The following is a 20,720-nucleotide window of genomic DNA, read 5'->3' as shown; positions in this document are numbered from 1 at the left end:
TAGGCAGGCCGCTTCATCTATCCATGCAAAATAACAGGCTGATGGTGCTTTCCTTTTTGCAGACGAAGGCGATGCTGATTGTCGAACCTCCATCGTCTGGCTCTTCTTCGGGTAGTAGTAATTGTTGTAGTTCCAAAATCCACTTCATACTAATCTTCTTAAGTAAAATCGTTAGCAGACGGCAATGGACGCAGTGCTCATTGGCATAAATGTGGTCCATATACAAAGTGCCGCTGACAATGATGAAAAAATAGAGTTTGTTTTTATGTCCGTGTCTGCTTTCATTGTTTGTAATGTAAGGACTTTATTCATGATATTCCTACTCTGTTGTATTTTCTGATTATTGTTGAATTTTTTCGTAGAATTGACATGGTTTACATTGTGAATGTTTCTTAAAAGAAACTATTATTAATGTTATAAATGGTATTGTTCAAAGACAAGTGATGACGTACAACTTTTGTGTATGTGTGTCGTTGAAGGGTGTGATGTTAGCGTTCACCATAAGTGTGTGTACAATAGGCGAACGTACCAATAGTTGTGTGCGGGAGGCGACGGGGCATGGCAGGCAGGCGCAATGCAGGCAAAAAACGTCCTTCGATGTTCGAAGTGGCAAAATATGCGGGAGTGAGCCATCAGACCGTATCCCGGGTCATCAACCATTCGCCGGACGTTTCCGATGTGACGCGTGAGAAGGTGCAGAAGGCTATCAGCGAACTTGGCTATCGCCCTAGCAACTCTGCCCGTGCGCTTGCCTCGCGCCGTTCCCGCACCATCGGGCTCATCGCCGGCGGTCAACGGTTTTACGGACCGATTTCCGCGATTTCGTCGATAGAATCGATGGCTCGGCAACATGGTCTGTTCATGACGGTGAGCATGGTGCACGAGGCTTTGTGTACGCAGGCTGAGTTCGACGACCTATGCCGTACGTTCGATGAGATGAACGTTGATGCGTATATCTTCCTCACGCCGACTGACGTCATGTTTTCGGCGGCTTGCCGTACGCAGGTCATGCAGCCGCGTGTGATCGTCACTTCCACGCATGGCAGTATCGGCGTGCAGGATGGTTTGCGATTGATGTCTTCCGCCGATCGCCGTCGCGTATCCGTCGTCGGCGTGGACCAATGGTCCGCGATGGCCGACGTGATGCGTCTCGTCGTGGAATACGGGCATCGTTCCGTACTGTATTTCGCCGGTCCGAAGGATTGGCGTGATGCGGCTACGAGATTGGTGGCATGGAACAAGCTGTGCGCGGCCAATTCGGTCAATTCCGTGACGGTGCAGTGCGAGACCTGGGAATCCTCCGAGGCGTACGGCAAGATGAATCATATTCTCGACAACGTCGGCCGCGCCGGCGGCGGTTTGCCAACTTGCATGGTGTGCGCGAACGATGGTCAGGCTGTTGGGGTGGCACGCGCATTGCATGAGCATGGCGTGCGGATTCCGCAGGATGTGAGCTTGGTCGGATTCGACGACATGCCTGCGATGGACAACATGTTCCCTCCGCTGACCACGGTTCGTCCTGGTTTCGAGCAGTTGGGTGTGGCTGCGATGCGTGAGGCGTTGTATCTGTTGGGGGAGGGCGACGAGAATTCGTTCGCCGCGTCCCGGCATGGCGTTGGTTTGGTATCGGCGGAACTGATCAAGCGCAGTTCAATCGGTCCCGTGCAGCGACGTTGATGGTCGGCTGTTCTCCTCCTGTGATTTCGTGAACCGGTGCTGAGTGCGGACTCGGCACCGGTTCGCTGTTTCGGACGATTGCGCTGACGGATTGTTTCTTTGACACGCGAGTTTGTGCGGTTCGTAATTTGCGTTTAGAATAGTGAGCGTTAACAGTGAGCGCTAACATTCGGTTGACAGAGTGGTTGCGTAGGCGCTCGGACACAAGGAGTTTGACACTATGGTGCAGGAGCAGGAACTTGACGACCAAGTCGCATTGACCGCCGAGAAGATCCGTGCCGGTAAGACGAGCCTAGGCATCGAATTCGGCTCCACCCGAATCAAGGCCGTACTCATCGACGACACCTATCACACGATCGCCGCCGGCGATTATGGCTGGGCCAGCCATCTTGAGGATGGCCTGTGGAGCTATACCCAGGAAGAGATTTGGCATGGTTTGCGGTCCGCATACTCGTCGATGGCGCAGAACGTGGAAGCAGCATACGGAGAAAAGCTTATCCGTGTCGGTCATATCGGTTTCTCCGCCATGATGCACGGCTACCTCGCCTTCGACAAGAACGGCGAACTGCTGGTGCCGTTCCGCACTTGGCAGAACACCAACACTTCCGAAGCACACGAGAAGCTTTCCGAACTGTTCCAGTACAACATTCCGGAACGCTGGTCCATCGCACACCTGTACCAGGCCGTGCTCAACGACGAAGAGCACATTGGCAAGGTCGATTTCTTCACCACCCTCGCCGGTTACGTGCACTGGAAGCTCACCGGCAAGAAGGTGCTCGGCGTTGGCGACGCATCCGGTATGTTCCCGATCGACCCGACCACGCACACCTACGAAACCGAATTCATCGAGAAGTTCAACGCGATTCCGGAAGTCGCAGCCCAGCCGTGGAAACTCGCCGACCTGCTGCCGGAGCCGCTGGTCGCCGGCACTCCTGCTGGAACGCTGACCGAGGAGGGCGCCAAGCTGCTCGACCCGACCGGCACGCTGCAGCCGGGCATTACCTTCGCCCCGCCGGAGGGTGACGCGGGCACCGGCATGGTGGCCACCAACTCCGTGCGTGTGCGCACCGGTAACGTTTCCGCCGGCACCTCCATCTTCGCCATGGTCGTGCTCGAACACAAGCTGGAACGCCTGCATCCGGAAGTCGACCTCGTCACCACTCCGGCTGGCGATCTTGCAGGCATGAGCCACGCCAACAACTTCACGTCCGACCTCAACGCATGGGTTGGCCTGTTCGGCCAATTCGCAGCCGCGATCGGCACTCCGATCGACGCCGGCACCCTGTATGGCACGCTGTTCCGCGCCGCCATCGCAGACGACGTCGATTCCAACTGCGGCGGACTCATCAACTACCCGTTCCGCTCCGGCGAATTCCTTGCAGGACTCCCCGAAGGCCGTCCGCTGTTCGCACGCGGTCCGGAAGCCCGCATGAGCCTCGGCAACTTCATGCGCGCCCAGCTGTTCAGCGCCTTCTCCCCGGTGAAGATCGGCATGGACGTGATGACCAAGGACGAAGGCGTCGCGGTCGACTCCCTCGTCGGACATGGCGGCATCTTCACCACACCGAAGGTTGCCCAGAAGATCCTTGCAGCCGCATTCAACACCCCGATCAAGGTGATGTCTACTGCAGCCGAAGGTGGCGCATGGGGCATGGCCGTGCTCGCCGATTATCTGTGGCACGCCGATCAGCCGCTCGATGAATTCCTTGACGCTCGCGTATTCGCAGATGCAGCTTCCACCACGGAAAATCCGGACGAAAACGACGTTGCAGGATTCGAGGAATTTTTCGATCGCTTCCGCAAGGGACTGCCGATTGAGCACACGGCAATCGCAAATATTCCCTTGGAAACCAAGTAAGTTTTGTAGAAAGGAAACATATCATGGCAACTTTGGCTGATTACGGCCCGGAAGTACGCGCCGAAGTCAAGCAGGTGCGCGAAGTCGTGGCCACCCTGCACGAGCAGCTCATCAAGTGGAACCTCGTGGTGTGGACCGCCGGCAACGTCTCCCAGCGTCTGCACACCGCCGACCTGATGGTCATCAAGCCCTCCGGCCTGCGTTACGAGTACCTCACCCCGAGCTCGATGGTCGTTTGCGACCTCGACGGCAACGTGGTGGACGGTTCCGAAGCCCCGAGCTCCGACACCGCCTCCCACGCCTACATCTACCGCCACATGCCCGACGTCTACGGTGTAGTGCACACCCACTCCACCTACGCCACCGCATGGGCGGCCACCGGTCAGAACATTCCTTGCGGTCTGACCATGATGGGTGACGAATTCGGCGGTCCGGTGCCGGTAGGTCCCTTCCGTCTTATCGGTTCCGAAGCCATCGGCGAAGGCGTGGTGGAAACCCTGAAGAAATATCCGAAGTCCCCGGCCGTGCTCATGCAGAACCATGGCCCGTTCACCATCGGCAAGGATGCTGAAGGCGCCGTCAAGGCGGCCGCTATGACCGAAGAGGTCGCCCGCACCATGTGGGCCGCCAAGCAGATCGGCGACATCATCCCGATTGCCCAGGAAGACATCGACAAGCTTAACGACCGTTACACCAACGTCTACGGACAGCATTGACGTGACGGAGCGTCCGCTCGCGTTGCTCCGACCTCGACGTACCGTTGTACGCCTTCGCTCGGTGCGCCTTGCGGACGCGCGCGTCACGCCAGCGCTGCGCGCTGACAGCGTTGACACTGACTTGACGGAGCGGATTCTGCATGGTTCCGCTCTGTCACATAACACATACCTCTATCCAACACAATGAAGTAAGGAAACAACGATGGCAATGGAAAACCCGTTCGAAGGTAAGGAAATCTGGTTCGGCGTCGGTTCGCAGGACCTGTACGGCGAGGAAGCGTTGCGCCAGGTGGCTCAGCAGACCGGCGAAATCGTTGACGCGCTCAACGCAACTGGCAAGATCCCAGTCAAGGTGGTGCTTAAGCCGACCCTGAAGTCCTCCGACGGCGTCAAGGCCTTCATGACCGAAGCCTCCGCCAACCCGAACGTCATCGGTGTGATCACTTGGTGCCACACCTTCTCCCCGGCCAAGATGTGGATCCGTGGCCTCGAAGTGCTTACCAAGCCGCTGCTGCAGCTGGCCACTCAGCACCACAAGGAGATTCCGTGGGAGACCATCGACATGGACTTCATGAACCTCAACCAGGCCGCCCACGGCGACCGTGAGTTCGGCTACATGGTGTCCCGCCTCGGCATTCCGCGCAAGATCGTCGTCGGACACTACACCGATCCGGAAGTCGCCGAAAAGGTCGGCACCTGGGCACGCGCCTGCGCCGGCTGGAACGCATCCCAGAACATGAAGGTCATGCGTTGGGGCGACAACATGCGCAACGTCGCCGTCACCGAGGGCGACAAGACCGAGGCCGAACGCGTGTTCGGCGCTTCCATCAACACCTGGGCCGTCAACGAACTCGTCGCTGCCTACGACAAGGTCAAGGACGATCAGGTCAAGGCCCTCATCGAGGACTACAAGGCCAAGTACGACGTGGCTCCCGAGCTGCTCGACTCCCGCTACGACGAGCTCTTCATCGCTGCCAAGGAAGAGTGCGCCATGGTCAACATGATGCGCGAAAACGGCTGCACCGCCGGCGTTGACAACTTCGAAGACCTTGGTGCCCTGCCGCAGCTGCCGGGTGTCGGCCCGCAGCGATTCCCGTCCGAGTACGGCTGGGGCTTCTCCGCCGAAGGCGACTGGAAGACCGCCGTGCTGGTGCGTATCGGCGCCGTGATGGGCTACGGCCTTGAAGGTGGCGCATCCCTGATGGAGGACTACTCCTACAACTTCACCGCCGGCAACGAGCTCGACATGGGTTCCCACATGCTGGAAGTCTCCCCGTCCATCGGTACCATCGCCAAGCCCAAGCTGGACATCTACCCGCTGGGCATCGGCGGCAAGTCCGATCCGGTGCGTCTGGTGTTCTCTGGCAAGCCTGGCGACGCCGTCGTGGTTTCCATGGCTGACGAGCGTGAACGTTTCCGTCTGCTCATGGACGAGGTCTCCATCGTCGAGCCGCAGGGTTCCCTCAAGAACCTGCCGTGCGCACGTGCTGTCTGGAAGCCGAAGCCGGACCTCAAGACCGCCGTGCAGTGCTGGATCGCGGCCGGCGGCTCCCACCACACCTGCATGACCACCTCCGTCGGTCGTGAGGCTTGGGAGGACTTCGCCCGTATCGCCGGTGTCGAGCTCGCCGTCATTGACGAGAACACCACCGCCCGCCAGTTCGAGAAGGAACTGCAGCTGAGCGAAATGTACCACCGTCTCAACAACCGTCACTGAAATAACGGAGCGTTGCGCACGTTATCTTCGATGACGCTGCGAGCGTCATCGAAGATGCAATAAAAAAATACGGGCCGCCGCTGGGAAATCCCAACGACGGCCCGTATTTTTCTCTACGATCGCCCCATTCAGCGCTTGCCGGAGTACAGCTGCTGATCGATCACCTGCGCGAACACGCGGTTCACTGCCGGACGCACCACTTTCAGCGACGGGGTCAGGCACTTGTTTTCCTGCGTGAACTGGGTATCTAGCACTACGAACTTTCGTACGGATTCGGCGCGCGAAACCGTTGCGTTCGCCTTGTCCACATACTTCTGAATCTCATCATGTACGGCAGCGGCGGTCGCGATGCGGTCGAGCGGAGTGTCTGCAGACAATCCTACGGACGGCAGCCAAGCTGCCAATCCTTCCGGATCCAGCGTGACCAGCGCACCGATGAATGGGCGATTGTCGCCAACAACTACCGCATGCTCCACAATCGGACATTTCACGATTTCCTGTTCCATCGGAATCGGGGAGACGTTCTTACCGCCGGCAGTGATGATGATGTCCTTCTTACGGCCAGTGATCGTAATGCGTCCTTCGTCGTCGATCGACGCCAAATCGCCTGTTTTCAGCCATCCATCCTCGGTGAACGCTTCCGCCGTCTTCTCGGGCAGATTATGGTAGCCTCTGAACACGTTTGGTCCCTTGACCTGTAGTTCGCCATCATCGGAAATGCGTACAGATGATCCCGGAGCCGGTTGGCCGACAGTGCCGATCACATTGTCGGTGACGCGGTTGGCTGCGAACGGCGCAGCGGTTTCCGTCATACCGTAACCCTGAATCATCGGCAGGCCGATACCGTTGAAGAAATGCGCCAGAGATACGTCCAGAGGAGCGCCACCGCATGCCACGTAGCGGATGCGCGGGCCGAGGGCGCCACGCACGGTACGGTATACGGAAGCCTCATACGAGAGATGCTCGGCGGTCTGCTTTATGGTCGGCTTCTCACCAGCCTGCTGCATGCGCGACCAATCGCGTGCGGCCTCGGCAGCCTTGAGGAACAGGCGTCCCTTCCAACCCATGCCGGCCTTGCGGGAGGCTGCGTTATACACCTTCTCAAACACTCGTGGCACGCCCAGCAGATATGTCGGTTCGAAGGAACGCAAATCGGGCAGCAACGTCTTTGTGTCCGGCAGATAGCCGACCACGCCGTCATCGGAAGCGATCGACGCGTACTGGATGAACCGTGCGAAACAGTGGGCGAGCGGCAGGAAGAGGAGCAGTCGCGGATGATCTTCGAGAACGATCTCATGCAACGCCAGACTGCCCGCGCGCGTGATCGATATGAAATTGCGGTGCGAAAGCTCGGCACCCTTTGGAGCTCCCGTCGAACCGGACGTGTACACGATGGTGGCCAGATCGTCTGCATGCACCGAATCGATGCGCGCTTCCAGCTCCTCGTCGGACACGGTGACGCCCAAGCCTTCCAACGCGCCCATGGCGTTGGAATCGAGCATCAGAATGTGCTTGAGAGACGGGCAGCGGTCGATTACGGAGTCGAGACGGTCGAAGCGCTCGCGATTGTCGGCGATGGCCAGTTTCACATCCGAATCGTTGAGGATGCGCTCGGCTTGCGCTGCGGAATCAGTGTCGTAGATCGGCACATTGACCGCGCCGATTGCGGCCAGTGCGAAGTCGAGCACACCCCACTCGTAGCGGGTGGCGGAGAAGATGGTGACGGCGTCGCCCTTGGCGATGCCGAACGCGATAAGACCTTTGGCGGCGGCGATCACATCCTTGTGAAATTCGCCGGTAGTGACCTTCATCCATTGGCCGGGGGCGGTTTTGCGTTCCGCGATCACGGTATTCTCGCCAGTGCGCGCGATGCGTCCGGTAAGCAGGGAATAGATGGATTCGTCGTCGCCGACCTCGACGGATTCGCCCGGTGCGGTGTACTCGGTGAGCATGGAGCGTTCTCTTTCTCGCGGTTTTTGCGTTATTTCCGCGTATTTCTGCTTGTGATGCGTGCGGGAGCGATGCAAACCGTGTGTCCGCGTTACCTACCCCTTGCGCACCTCGTATATGGTAAGTTACGGGTCCGTAAGTCTGCATTGTGAGAAGCGACAAGAAATATTTGAGCAACTTTGTATGAACTGACAAACGATTGAAAATCGTCAAAAGTCAAACGATGGGTGTCGCGCTGTGTCTGTTCAAAAAAAGTTTGACGTAACGGTTGCGGGGGTGCTGCCATGCTTCCCGAATATCCCCGAAACGACGGTAAAATCAGCGAAATGCGAAGAAATGGTGGTGCGAGCGATTTTTATCGAGTACACTCACGAGTGACGCAATTTACCCCTTGCGTCAGAGGGCTGCCTGCTCAACGGCGAACATCCAGCCTTTCTCTTTTCAACGTTGCTGATTTGAGGTCGATTATGGCAATTCGATTGCGACGGTTCGCTGTATGCAATGCGCCCTTGACGATTGCGAGCTGCCTTGGATAGGCTGAAAACGGTTTGCCACGCACCGGTTTTCCCGTATTGGCCTGTTGCGATTCGTTTGTTGGATGCATGGCGATTGCGCTTTGGGCCGTAGGCGAGCTGGCAACGCGAGTGCGCTCATTGGACGGAAGGTGTTTATGTTTGACAAGAGGCTGTTCTCCCTCGCTCCCGGCGTGGGGAGGTTGGTTGCGGCGAAAGTGTTCTGCCAATGGATCGGGCTGCTGTCCAACGTCGTATTCGTGGTGACGGTGGTGGTCATGCTTTCGCCGGTGCTTGCCGTGGTGGAATCGGCGTTCGATCCAATGTTCTCCATGGGCGATAGTGGACTGCTTTCCCGCATGTTCGTCGGCCTTGGCTACGGCGGATTCAGTGCGGAAACGTATATCGGATGCGCGCTGGCAATTGTGGTCTGTGCGGTTCTGCGTTTTCTGATGATGCGCGCCGCGGCCTATTTCGGCGCAGAAGCGGCCGAGCGTGTCAAACTCGCTTTGCGTGAACAATTATTCAATAAAATGCTTGCGATTGGACCGTCGTATTCGCAACATATCAGTACTGCCGATGTGGTGCAATCTGCCGGTGAAGGCATTGAACAAATCCAAAGCTTCTTCGAATTATTCCTACCACAACTGTTTTATGCGATTCTCGCGCCGGTAACGTTATTTTTTATAGTTGCGCCGATTAATATGCCGACGGCTGTTACATTGCTTGTATGCGCGCCGTTGATTGTATTGATTGTTGGCATGGTCGCAATGCGTACAGCCCGAGTATTCAAAAAATATTGGGGCAAATACACCGACATGGGATCTATGTTTCTTGACAATGTACAAGGTCTTGAAACGCTGAAAACTTTTGACGCGGATGCGCATGCCGCCAAGAAAATGAACGAGCAGGCGGAACAATTCCGCGTAATGACCATGAATGTTCTGCAAATTCAGCTGCGCTCGCTCACCGCCATGGACGTCGTCGCATACGGGGGTGCCGCGGCCGGCGTGGGCGTGGCGATCTGGCAGTATGCGAGCGGTGCCGCATTGCCGCTTGCCGGCGTGCTGCTGATAGTGCTTCTTTCCGCGGATTTCTTCATTCCGCTGCGCCAATTGGGGTCGTTCTTCCATGTTGCGATGAACGGCATGACTTCAACCAAGCGTATTTTCGCATTGCTTGATACGCCGATTCCTGCGCACGGAATGCAGGGAATGCCGGAATTCGGCGCTTCCGATAACGGTGTGGACGTGTGCTTTGATGACGTGTCGTTCCGATATGCGGACGTGGCTGCGGATACGGCTGTGGCGGATGTGGAAACCGGGGAAACCGGGGAAACCGGGGAAAAATCCGGTGTGGTTGGTGCCGGAAAAACAGGCATGCCGAAAGATGACGATGGTTCGGTCGTCGCATTGCATGGCGTCTCTTTCACTGCGCGGCGCGGGCAGGTGACCGCCATCGTCGGTCCGTCCGGATCCGGCAAATCTACCGCCGTCGAACTGCTCGCCGGAAATCTTTCCGGATATGAAGGATGTATGTGGCTGCGGCCCGGAAACATAGGAAATAACCCGACGCAACGGTACCAAATCGCCGATCTTTCCATCGAATCCCTTACGAGAGAAATCGCCATCGTGGCGGCGCAAAGCCACCTTTTTGCAGGGACGTTGCGCGACAATCTGCTGATGGCCAAGCCGGATGCCACCGAAAACGAACTGTGGCAAGCGCTGGAAGCAGCACATATCGACGAATTCGTGCGTGCACAATCGCAAGAACTTGACCTGACCATCGAACAGGGCGCAAGCAATCTGTCTGGAGGCCAAAAGCAGCGTATCGCCATCGCTCGCGCATTGCTGCGGGAGTCTGCCGTCTACATTTTCGACGAAGCCACCAGCAGCGTCGATGTGGAAAGCGAAACCCTGATTCTGCAAACCATTCGTGCGCTTGCCGATCGCGGCAAAACCGTGATCATGGTGACGCATCGCATGGCGAATGCGGCCGACGCTGATCATGTGGTGGTGTTCGAATGGGGCCTCGTGGCGGAACAGGGCACGCACGCGGAACTCATGCGAGCCAACGGAACATACGCCAAACTGTTCCAAGCCCAGCAAACCGTGGAAAACGTAGGTCTACGCAATAACGCAACCCATTCCACCTCTGCATCCCACGCACTTAAAGTGTCCGATTCTGCAGAATCAGTCACGCAGCGTGCGGAAATGGGTCTCCAAGTGTCCGATTCTGCAGAAACGGACAACCAACTCACTAAAAACACCGCTCAGTTGTCCGATTCTCCCAAATCGGTCACGCAGCGTGCCGAAACTACGTCTCGGATGTCCGATTCTGCAGAAACGGACGCACAGGGTGCGAAAACGGGCGTTCGTATGTCCGATTCGGCAGAATCGGACGCGAAGGCAATGCCGACGGCGCGGGTGATTGCGCGTTTGCTCAAAGAGGTTGGGCCGCAGCGCAAGTACATGATCGTCGCGTGCGTCTGCGGCACGCTCGGCCATCTCGCCGCCACTTTCCTGCCGGTGTTCGGCATCGCGGCGGCCTTCGCCGCAGTCGGCTCGCCGGTCTGGAACCTCAGCGTTCCCGCGGCGCTCGCAGCCATGGCCGTATGCGCGCTGATCCGCGGCGGCATGCGTTACGCTGAACAGTTCATGAACCATAACGTGGCGTTCCGTCTGCTTGCGCTATTCCGTGCGAAAGCCTTCGCAGCCCTGCGCCGTCTCGCCCCCGCCAAGCTTGCGGGCAAAGGCAAAGGCGACCTGATCGCACTGGTCACCACCGACGTGGAACTGCTGGAAATCTTCTTCGCACACACCATCAGCCCGATCGTCATCGCCGTTGTGACCACCGTCGTCTACACACTCGCACTGCTCACCCTAAGCGCACCCCTCGCTGTGACGTTGGTCATCGCGCACCTCACCGTCGGCGTCATACTGCCAAAGTTGTTCGCGTCGGCGGTGCGAGGCGTCGGTCCGAAACTCCGCGAGGAATCCGCCGCCCTTGACGACGAAATGCTTGACGATATGCGCGGTATCGGCGAAATCATCCGCTTCGGCCAAGGCGATGCCCGGCTCGCTTCCATCACGCGGCGCACTCTTTCATTGTGGGGCAAACGTTTACGATTGAGTGCGAAGAATGGCGATTTTGCAGGATTGGGCGCGGTGTTGGTGATGCTGTTTACCGCAATTGCAGCTTTCCTTGTGATGACGTTGTGCACCGTGGTTTTCACTGCCGCCGATATGCCGGAAGGCCTGATTTGGATGGGTTCCGCGGATTCGAACGCCCCTGCGCTGGTTGCGGCTTTTGTATTGCTTGTCAGCTCGTTTGGTCCGACGCTTGCATTGAGCGCGCTGCCGGCGAATTTGACGCAAACGTTTGCTTCGGCACGTCGCCTGTTCGCATTGATGGATGAGGCTCCCGCTGTGGTCGAGCAGGGGAGCGAACGCCCGGAATATCAGGGCATGACAATGCGCGATGTCACATTCGGCTATGGATCCGGCGCCCGTATTTCCGGCGAACGCACGCCAAACGGGCGGTCGGAGTATGCGACTGGCATGTGTCCGGCACGCCCCGCGGAAGCGCAATCCTCCGGCGAACAAGGTGCCGGCATCGCCTCGCAACCGGTGCTCGAGCATGTTTCACTCGATGTTTCACGGCAGGGCATTCTCGGTATTCAAGGCCCGTCCGGGCGTGGAAAATCAACGATGCTGAAACTGCTGATGCGCTACTGGGATCCGGATTCCGGCACGATTTCGCTGTCGGATGTTCCATTGCCGCAGGTTGACGCCGGATGGCGTCGGCGCGTGCAGACGATGATGGGGCAGGAGACGTATCTGTTCGACGGAACGATTCGCGAAAATCTCGCTATTGCCTGCGATTCTTTCGATTCCGCAGCTTCTGCCATTCCCGATTCCGTATTGCGCGAGGCGCTCGCCAAGGCATCCGCGCTCGAGTTGGTCGATGCGCTACCGAACGGCTTGGATACGCAGGTCGGTGAGCTGGGCGGCCGCCTTTCGGAGGGTGAGAAGCAGCGCATCGGATTGGCCCGCATGTTCCTGCGTGACGCCGATTTGGTGCTGTTCGACGAGCCGACGAGCCGTCTTGACGCCTATAACGAGTCGGTGATTCTCGGGTCGATCAATGATCTTGCCGAGCGGGGGAGCGCCGTCGTGCTGGTGTCGCACCGCGATTCCACCATGCGCATCGCCGAGCGCATACTGCGTATGTAGTGTGCAATACGCGAATCCATCTGTACCCCCGTCCGCAATGTGGTCGTATGAAAATCATGCGTCATTCGTATTTCTTATAGCGTGCATCGAAAGTGCGGTCGAAAGGAGCCGTGCGCGCGAATCGAAAGCGAATGGCGCATATCAGGCAAGAAAAGCGAACGAAATTGCGGAATCGTCGGCGGAATCGAAATCGTAAGAAAATGAAACAATCATGAAAATGATAGTCAGAATTTAAGAAAAGCAACTTTTTGAGACGTGCAAATATTCAGTTCACATGATTTTGTAACGAAAAATCGTTAGTATCTGTGTCAAGAGATATCCGCTCTGCAGAAGGGTGGAATACGATTCGACGAAAGGCTGGCGATGGCCAACAACAGGAACGAACTGAACAAGAATCTGGCGCAGATGCTCAAGGGTGGCGTGATCATGGACGTCACCACCCCGGAGCAGGCGAAGATCGCACAGGATGCGGGCGCGTGCGCGGTGATGGCGCTTGAGCGTATTCCGGCCGATATTCGTGCTGCCGGCGGCGTTTCCCGCATGAGCGATCCTGCCATGATCAAGGGCATTCAGGAAGCCGTGTCCATTCCGGTCATGGCAAAGGTTCGTATCGGCCATGTTGCCGAAGCCCGCATTCTGCAGGCCATCGAAATCGATTACATTGATGAATCCGAAGTGCTGAGCCCCGCCGACGACGTGTACCACATCGACAAGAACCAGTTCGACGTGCCGTTCGTGTGCGGCGCGAAGAACCTGGGCGAGGCGCTGCGCCGTATCGCCGAGGGCGCTTCCATGATCCGCACCAAGGGCGAGCCGGGCACCGGCGATGTGATCCAGGCCGTGCGCCACATGCGCACCATGAACAAGCAGATCCGCGAGCTCGTCTCTTTGCGCGACGACGAAGTGTACGAGGCCGCCAAGCAGCTGGCCGTGCCGTACGATCTCGCCAAGTACGTGCACGACAACGGCCGTCTGCCGGTCGTCAACTTCGCTGCCGGTGGCGTGGCCACTCCGGCCGATGCCGCGCTCATGATGGAGCTGGGTGCCGAAGGCGTGTTCGTCGGCTCCGGCATCTTCAAGTCCGGAGATCCGGCCAAGCGTGCCGCTGCCATCGTGCAGGCCACCGCCAATTGGCAGGACGCCGACCTGCTCGCCCGCCTTTCCGAGAATCTCGGCGAGGCCATGGTCGGCATCAACGAAGACGAGATCGAAACCATCATGGCCGCCCGCGGCGAGTGATTGCGCTGTATTTTCGTGCGCTGTGCGCTGCGTGCGGCTGTCGGCATGTCTGTTCGATGCGCCGCGCGCAGCCCGTTTCGCATGATTCGCGATGGTTCGGGTAAGGAGATCCGATGGTTGTTGCCGTTGAATACATTTCGAAGGAAGAATCGACTGACGTTGCCGAAGGTGCGGCTTCCGCACAGCATGGCGTGACCGGCATCCTTGCGGTGCAGGGGGCATTCGCCGAGCACGCCGCGATGCTGGATCGGCTTGGTGCGCCGTGGAAACTGCTGCGTGCCGCCGAGGATTTCGACGATTCGATCGACCGCGTGATTCTGCCTGGCGGCGAAAGCACCACGCAGGGCAAATTGCTGCGTTCGACCGGCTTGTTCGAGCCGATCGCCGCGCATATCGCCGCTGGAAAGCCGGTATTCGGCACATGTGCGGGCATGATTTTGCTCGCTCGTCGTCTCGATAACGACGAGAACGTCTATTTTGGCGCGTTGGATGCGGTCGTGCGCCGCAATGCGTATGGACGTCAGCTTGGTTCGTTCGCTGCGACCGCCGATTTCGGTTCCGCTACTGGCGATTTCGCCGTTTCGGTTGCGCCGGGGGAGCGCGTTCCGGAAAGTGCCGCTTCCGAGTCTATTGTGCTCAAGGATTTCCCGCTGGTGTTCATCCGTGGACCGTTCGTGGCTGAGGTTGGCGAACAGGCCACGGTCGAAACGTCGGTTAACGGCAATGTGGTCGGTTTGCGTCAGGGCAAGATTCTCGCTACGGCGTTCCACCCCGAACTGACCGACGATACCCGCATTCACGAGCTGTTCTTGGGCCTGTAAATCCGTAGCCTGTGGTCCATGTCGCGGCTTGACCAAGCGATCGGCGGCTTTCAAGGGTATTGTTTTGGAAGCCGCCGTTTTTATACGTGGTTTGCGGGTTGTTCGGGTTTATCTGGGTTTATTCGGGACTCTCTGGTCCTCTTCGGAGATATCCTCGGGATTCCGATGCCTCTGGGCATGCCTTGGCTGCCTTGTCTATTTTGAAAGAGTCGAATTTCCAGGCGGGAAACTGGCTTTTTCGCATACGGGGGTACTGTTCAAACGACTTTAAGCCGATTTTATACCCCCGTTTGTGAAAGGTCCCGTATTTTTTACCATTTTCGACTTTTTCGCGTAGGAGGGGCAACAAAAGTCATAGGTAGCCATTCGCCTTGCATTCAGAACTGATGCGTGGATTTTCCGATGAGCTCGCAACCCGTCCGAAAATGGGGAACTTGCTCAGAAATAGACTCACATCAATCCACAGGAATATCCACATTCATTGACCCAAATGGATTCTGCCATGGGTTATCCACAGCCGACACGCCTTTATCGCGCGTTTTTGCATTCTCCGACCACAACCCCGGTTCGGCTGGACAACTACGAATGTGCTTCAATACCGTCGAAACATGAATGAGATGTACAAACCTTTGATGGCTCGATCCCTTGAAGAAAGGCAGTCCATCACTTGGGAAGCGTGCCGTGAGGCTGTGTTGCTTGGTCCAGTCAGCCATATTTCGGCTGTCGATATGTGGAAGGTCGAACGGCCGTCGCAAACGAATTTTGTTTCGGACAAGCTACATGTCACCGTTTCGGACCCCCGATTGAGTCGTCTTTCGTCGCCGGATGCTTATGTGCATTGCTGGTCGGGGCTTGATTCAAGGCATATTCGATATACGACTGATGGCATTGGAGTCCTGAATGCGGAAACGACATGGGCGTTGATGGCGAAAGGCACGCAGGTTGACGGATTGACGGAATTGGGGGAATCGATGATTCGACATGGCAGGACCACCGAGTCGAAGTTGCGTGATTTCGTGGAACATGAGACGTTTCAATGCAAGGCAAAATGTTACGACGCGCTTACGTTGATGGACTCGCGCAGCGATTCACCTAAAGAGACGCAGACGAGGCTTTGTTTATATTCTTACGGATTGTGGGGTTTCACATCGAATTACTCTGTTCCGGGAATCTCATTCGATAATGGCGCCGCGATTACGCTCGATTTGGCCGATCCGGAATTGCTGATCGGCATCGAGTATGACGGCGACCATCACCGCACGGACCGGACGCAATGGCGTCGTGACGCATGGAAGCGCAGGCAGTTGGAAAGCATGGGATGGACGGTCGTCTCGGTTACTCAGCTTGATTTGTCGGATGAGCCGCACCGTGCTGCGTTTGCGATGAATATCGCCGCCATCCGTGCACGCAAGTTGGGACGTCCGATTGCGTTGAGCACGCCGCTTCCGTGGAGAAAGGTGGCCTGTCGTATGCGAAGAATGCGGAGAATCTGACTTTTTCGCGTATGGGGGTATGTTTTTGATGATTTTGAGCTATATTCATCCCCTCTATTCTGTGTTGATTGAGTTTTTTGCCCCATGATCTGACTTTTTCGTGTATGGGAATGCTATCGGACGCGCAATCGAAATTGACAGAATTGCAGAAGTATCTATTATAAAGTATTGTCAATAGATACACAGTTGTATCAAGTATGTTCGGAAAGGTGAGAATGTGCGAACCTTCAATGATGAGAGCAAAGAAAACAACAAATCCAAAGAACCTAGCCATACCAGTAACTCCGATAACCCCAATCGCCAGCCCTTCAAATGGCCGGAACTGCTGACCGACAACGGCAAAGGCATCGCATACGGCGGTGATTACAATCCCGACCAGTGGTCGGAAGACGTGTGGGACGAAGACGTCCGCCTCATGAAACAGGCCGGTGTCAATACCGTGGCCGTGGCCATTTTCAGCTGGGATCGCATTCAGCCGGAAGAAAACCGTTGGGATTTCGGCTGGCTTGACCGCATCATCGACAAGCTCGGCAAAGCCGGCATTGCGGTTGACCTGGCCTCCGCAACCGCCACCGCGCCGCTGTGGCTGTACGAAAAGCACCCGGAAGTGCTGCCGCAAGACAAATTCGGCCATCCCGTCAACGCGGGATCGCGCCAATCCTGGAGCCCGACAAGCCCGGTGTTCAAGGAATACGCGCTCACCCTGTGCCGCAAACTAGCCGAACGCTACGGCACCAACCCGTACGTCACCGCATGGCATATGGGCAACGAATACGGCTGGAACAACCGTTACGATTACTCCGACAACGCGCTCAGTGCTTTCCGCCTGTGGTGCGAACGCAAATACGGCACCATCGAAAACCTCAACAAGGCGTGGGGCACCACCTTCTGGGGTCAGGAAATGAACGGTTTCCACGAAGTGCTCATCCCGCGCTTCATGGGTGCCGATTCCATGGTGAACCCCGGTCAAAAGCTTGATTTCGAACGCTTCGGCAACGATATGCTGCTCGACTTCTACAAGGCTGAACGTGATGCAATCGCCGAAATCTGCCCCGACAAGCCGTTCACCACAAACTTCATGGTCTCCACCGACCAGTGCTGCATGGATTATGCCGACTGGGCCGAAGAAGTCAATTTCGTGTCGAACGACCATTACTTCCATGAGGGCGAATCGCATATCGACGAACTGTTCTGCTCCGACGCTTTGATGGATTCCCTCGCGCTCGGCAAGCCGTGGTATGTGATGGAACATTCCACTTCGGCCGTGCAGTGGAAGCCGCTCAACGCACGCAAGCGCAAGGGCGAAACCGTGCGTGACTCCATTGCGCATGTGGCCATGGGTGCCGACGCCATCAACTTCTTCCAGTGGCGTGCCTCCGCATTCGGAGCCGAATCCTTCCACTCCGCACTCGTGCCCCACGCGGGCGAAGACACCAAACTGTTCCGCCAAGTGTGCGAACTGGGCGCAGCGCTGAAAACCCTCGGCGACGCTGGCGTGCAGGGCACCGAATTGGAACTCTCCGACACGGCGATCCTGTTCAGCGCGGAATCCGAATGGGCCACACGCTCCGAAACCCTGCCAAGCATGAAGCTCAACCATTGGCATGACGTGCGCGACTGGTACCGTGCGTTCCTCAACGCCGGCACCCGTGCCGACATTGTGCCGCTGAAATACGATTGGAGCGCATACAAGACCGTCGTACTGCCGACCGTGATCATGCTCAGCGCCGAAGATACGCAGCGTTTGGCCGATTTCGCAGCTGCCGGCGGCCGTGTGGTCATCGGTTATGCAACCGGACTGATCGACGAAAACTTCCACACCTGGCTCGGCGGATACCCGGGAGCCGGAGACGGCCTGCTGCGCGAAATGCTCGGCATTCGCGGCGAAGAATTCAACATTCTCGGCGCCGAAGCCGAAGGCGAGCCCGCTGAGATTCGTTTGAGCTCCGGAGCGGTCACTCGCCTGTGGCAAAACGACGTGAACGTCGACGGCGAACGCGCGCAGGTATTGGCCACCTACGAAGGTGAAGAAGCCGACGAATGGGAGCTCGACGGCACCGCCGCAATCACCCGCAATCCGTACGGTTCCGGCGAAGCATATTTCGTCGGATGCGATCTCAACGTGGCCGATCTCACGCAATTCGTGAGCGCCAATATCGTGGAAGATTCTGCGGATCCGGTCAATCCCGACGTGCTGCACACCGTACGCAAGTCCGCAGACGCAACCTTCGATTTCTACCTTCCGCGAGGCAAGAAAGAAATCGCATTGCAGGGCATCGACGGTGAGCCGGTCTACCTGTTCCAAACGGAAGCAGGGGAGCAGGCGGGCAGCTATACCGTGCATCGCAACGGCGTGCTCGTCGTAAAGCGCGCGTGATCCCGTGTGATTGATTGCGTGACCTCACGCAATCTCATGCAACCTCACACAACCTGAGCCCGCCATTCTGAAACTCAAGAATGGCGGGCTTGCCATAACTGGTAAACTTTTTACCGGCATATTCAACAATCACGGAGACGAACATGGGCGAGTCAAAGCCGGAGCCGAAGCCGGACAAAAAACGCGTCACCCTACGAGACGTGGCCGAAGAGGCAGGCGTTTCACTCAAAACCGCATCCAACGTGATCAACCATTCCGGCCGTATGACCGACTCCACGCGAGAAAAAGTCCAGGAAGTCATCGACCGACTCGGATACCGCGTGAACGTGTCCGCGCGCAATCTCAACCGCGGAAAAACCGGTTTCATCACACTCGCCGTACCAACATTGACCGCCCCATACCTGTCGGAGCTCGCCAACCGCGTAATCGACGCGGCCCGCGGCTACGGCTACTCCGTATACGTCACCACCTACGCCGAAGGATCCGCACAAGGAGCGCAATCACTCCTGCGCAACTTCAACACCACCGTCTCGGACGGCATGATCCTGTCGATCTCCGAAGTCGAAAACCTTGAAGCGGCGGACTTGGACGTGAACTATCCGCTCGTATGCGTGGGCGCGCGTTCCACACACGGCAAAGCCGACCACGTTACCCCCGACGATATTCAGGAAGCCCGACTCGCAGCCGAATACCTGTTCGACCATGGCGCAACCCGGCTCGCGGTAGTCGGATCGCGCACGGAACCGGAGCATATCGATTCCGTGCGTGAAGCAGTGGAAGGCAATGCGCAACTGCGACTTCGCGGCGTGCTCGAAGCGTGCGCCGCGCGGGGAGCGGCATTCGATTCCCGACTGGTAATGATCACTGGGCAGGATTGGACGATCGGCTCCGGCGCTCGCATTACGCAGCAGCTTATTGATTCCGGGATTCCATTCGACGGTATTGTGGCGTTCAATGACCAGCTTGCGTTGGGTGCGCTGTTCACTTTGGCTGCGAACGGCATTTCCGTGCCTGAACAGATGCAGGTGATCGGCTTCGACAATATTGAAGAAGCCGCATATTTCCAGCCTCCGCTGACCACCATGGATTCCTGCCTTGACTGGATTGCGCCGACTGCGGTCAGCCGTATCCTCGATCGGATCGACGGCACGTGCACGCTCGAACCGAGTTGCATCACCACCCAGTCGCACGTGATCGCCCGTGCCACCACCCGCGCGTAGCTGACCTGCCGTCTGCACAGCCAGTTCCGGACTTGCACAGCCGCAGAACAGGACTTGTGCGGACGGGAATTAGCGTCAGTTTGCCGGCAATGCCTGCGCGGGGCAGCCGTGCAGTACGGAAAGCATCGCTCGTTTTTCCTGCGTGGTGACGGTCAGCCCGTACTTGTCTTTCACGCCAATCTGCCGAGCCACATAATCGCAACGGTATTCGCTGTTCGTCGGCAGCCAGTATGCGGCCGAAGCGGAACCCTTCTGCTGATTCGCCGGCCCATCCACGGCCAGCAGATTGTACATGTCGTTGCCGAATTGGTACAACTTCGCATGATCCCACGTGTTCGCGCCCGACTGCCATGCATTCTCCAGCGCGACTACATGATCGATCTGCACCGCCGAAGATGTTTTCACTCCGCGCACGAACTGAATGGTCTGACCGGTATACGGGTCATCAAGCGTGCCCGATGCAACCTGGCAGCTGCGGCTGTTCTTATATTGCACGTTCGTCAAATCGCGGGCGAGCACGTCTTCACGCACGTCGCAACCATTGCCGTCGTTGTCGGTTTCTCGGAATCCGAACGCGTCGCGATCATATCCGGCTTTGCTGGGATTGTCATCGACCATAAGTTTTTCCAACGTTTCCGCGGCAGTGCCGGTTGCCGTGTATTCGCCGGTAATCTCACCTACGGTCGGATTGACCTTCGGCAGAAGCATGCCGATAGTGACGCCGATTACCGCAACGACGACCAGCAGAATGAGAATGCGTTCCAGCGGACCGTCAGCATTAATCCAACTTTTTTTGAACCGTTTGCCAGCCCGCTGAATATCACGCACATCTTGTTCAATATTCCGATAATTATAAGAATTACGATTATTCTTTCGTGCCATAATTATTGAAATAATACATGCGA

The 20,720-nt window shown here is 57.3% G+C and carries 13 protein-coding genes; 10 read left to right on the top strand and 3 right to left on the bottom strand.

The genetic code is table 11. The features are described 5' to 3' along the window. Positions 1 to 13: 13 nt before the first annotated feature. Positions 14 to 148 (bottom strand): class III lanthipeptide, encoded by a 135-nt coding sequence (locus CE168_RS09375; RefSeq protein ID WP_180753375.1) that lies wholly within the window; start codon positions 146 to 148, stop codon positions 14 to 16. Between the two features lie 410 nt (positions 149 to 558). Here CE168_RS09375 and CE168_RS07260 point away from each other — a divergent pair, with 410 nt between their 5' ends. From CE168_RS07260 to araA, 4 genes are all read left to right on the top strand, one after another. Beyond that, entirely contained in the window at positions 559 to 1,677 is a 1,119-nt protein-coding gene (locus CE168_RS07260) for a LacI family DNA-binding transcriptional regulator (RefSeq protein ID WP_236824358.1), read from the top strand. Between the two features lie 220 nt (positions 1,678 to 1,897). Further along, positions 1,898 to 3,535, top strand: coding sequence for a xylulokinase (locus CE168_RS07255; protein WP_099571763.1), 1,638 nt, complete (start codon positions 1,898 to 1,900; stop codon positions 3,533 to 3,535). A gap of 23 nt (positions 3,536 to 3,558) precedes the next feature. After that, positions 3,559 to 4,251 (top strand): L-ribulose-5-phosphate 4-epimerase, encoded by a 693-nt coding sequence (locus tag CE168_RS07250; protein ID WP_003833806.1) that lies wholly within the window; start codon positions 3,559 to 3,561, stop codon positions 4,249 to 4,251. A 202-nt stretch (positions 4,252 to 4,453) separates the two neighbouring features. Further along, positions 4,454 to 5,968 carry an L-arabinose isomerase gene (gene araA, locus CE168_RS07245; protein ID WP_099571762.1) on the top strand — a complete coding sequence of 505 codons (1,515 nt, stop codon included), beginning with the start codon at positions 4,454 to 4,456 and terminating at the stop codon, positions 5,966 to 5,968. 128 nt (positions 5,969 to 6,096) lie between these two features. On the opposite strand, the gene CE168_RS07240 is transcribed toward araA, so the two are convergent. After that, entirely contained in the window at positions 6,097 to 7,920 is a 1,824-nt protein-coding gene (locus CE168_RS07240; protein ID WP_099571761.1) for an AMP-dependent synthetase/ligase, read from the bottom strand. A gap of 668 nt (positions 7,921 to 8,588) precedes the next feature. On the opposite strand from CE168_RS07240, the gene CE168_RS07235 reads away from it, so the two are divergent. The 6 genes from CE168_RS07235 to CE168_RS07210 all read left to right on the top strand — a co-directional run bounded on the left by CE168_RS07235 (position 8,589) and on the right by CE168_RS07210 (position 19,815). Beyond that, entirely contained in the window at positions 8,589 to 12,665 is a 4,077-nt protein-coding gene (locus CE168_RS07235; protein ID WP_180753749.1) for an ABC transporter ATP-binding protein/permease, read from the top strand. A gap of 363 nt (positions 12,666 to 13,028) precedes the next feature. Further along, positions 13,029 to 13,904 (top strand): pyridoxal 5'-phosphate synthase lyase subunit PdxS, encoded by an 876-nt coding sequence (gene pdxS / locus CE168_RS07230; RefSeq protein WP_004223372.1) that lies wholly within the window; start codon positions 13,029 to 13,031, stop codon positions 13,902 to 13,904. Positions 13,905 to 14,017: 113 nt separating this feature from the next. Beyond that, positions 14,018 to 14,725, top strand: a complete 708-nt coding sequence (gene pdxT, locus CE168_RS07225) for a pyridoxal 5'-phosphate synthase glutaminase subunit PdxT (RefSeq protein WP_099571759.1) — start codon at positions 14,018 to 14,020, stop codon at positions 14,723 to 14,725. 632 nt (positions 14,726 to 15,357) lie between these two features. Beyond that, a complete protein-coding gene (locus CE168_RS07220; protein ID WP_229067278.1) occupies positions 15,358 to 16,218 on the top strand; it encodes a hypothetical protein in 861 nt (286 codons plus the stop codon). A 322-nt stretch (positions 16,219 to 16,540) separates the two neighbouring features. Further along, entirely contained in the window at positions 16,541 to 18,595 is a 2,055-nt protein-coding gene (locus tag CE168_RS07215) for a beta-galactosidase (RefSeq protein ID WP_099571810.1), read from the top strand. A 143-nt stretch (positions 18,596 to 18,738) separates the two neighbouring features. Beyond that, positions 18,739 to 19,815 (top strand): LacI family DNA-binding transcriptional regulator, encoded by a 1,077-nt coding sequence (locus CE168_RS07210; RefSeq protein WP_099571758.1) that lies wholly within the window; start codon positions 18,739 to 18,741, stop codon positions 19,813 to 19,815. Between the two features lie 75 nt (positions 19,816 to 19,890). Here CE168_RS07210 and CE168_RS07205 read toward each other — a convergent pair whose 3' ends face one another. Beyond that, positions 19,891 to 20,697 carry an HNH endonuclease family protein gene (locus tag CE168_RS07205; protein ID WP_236824357.1) on the bottom strand — a complete coding sequence of 269 codons (807 nt, stop codon included), beginning with the start codon at positions 20,695 to 20,697 and terminating at the stop codon, positions 19,891 to 19,893. Positions 20,698 to 20,720 lie beyond the last annotated feature (23 nt).

Origin of the sequence: Bifidobacterium sp. N5G01, assembly GCF_002742425.1 — a bacterium.
In the GTDB taxonomy this organism is placed as follows: domain Bacteria; phylum Actinomycetota; class Actinomycetes; order Actinomycetales; family Bifidobacteriaceae; genus Bifidobacterium; species Bifidobacterium hominis.
Note: the sequence above shows the minus strand (reverse complement) of the source record. Positions and strands in the feature narration are given on the sequence as shown.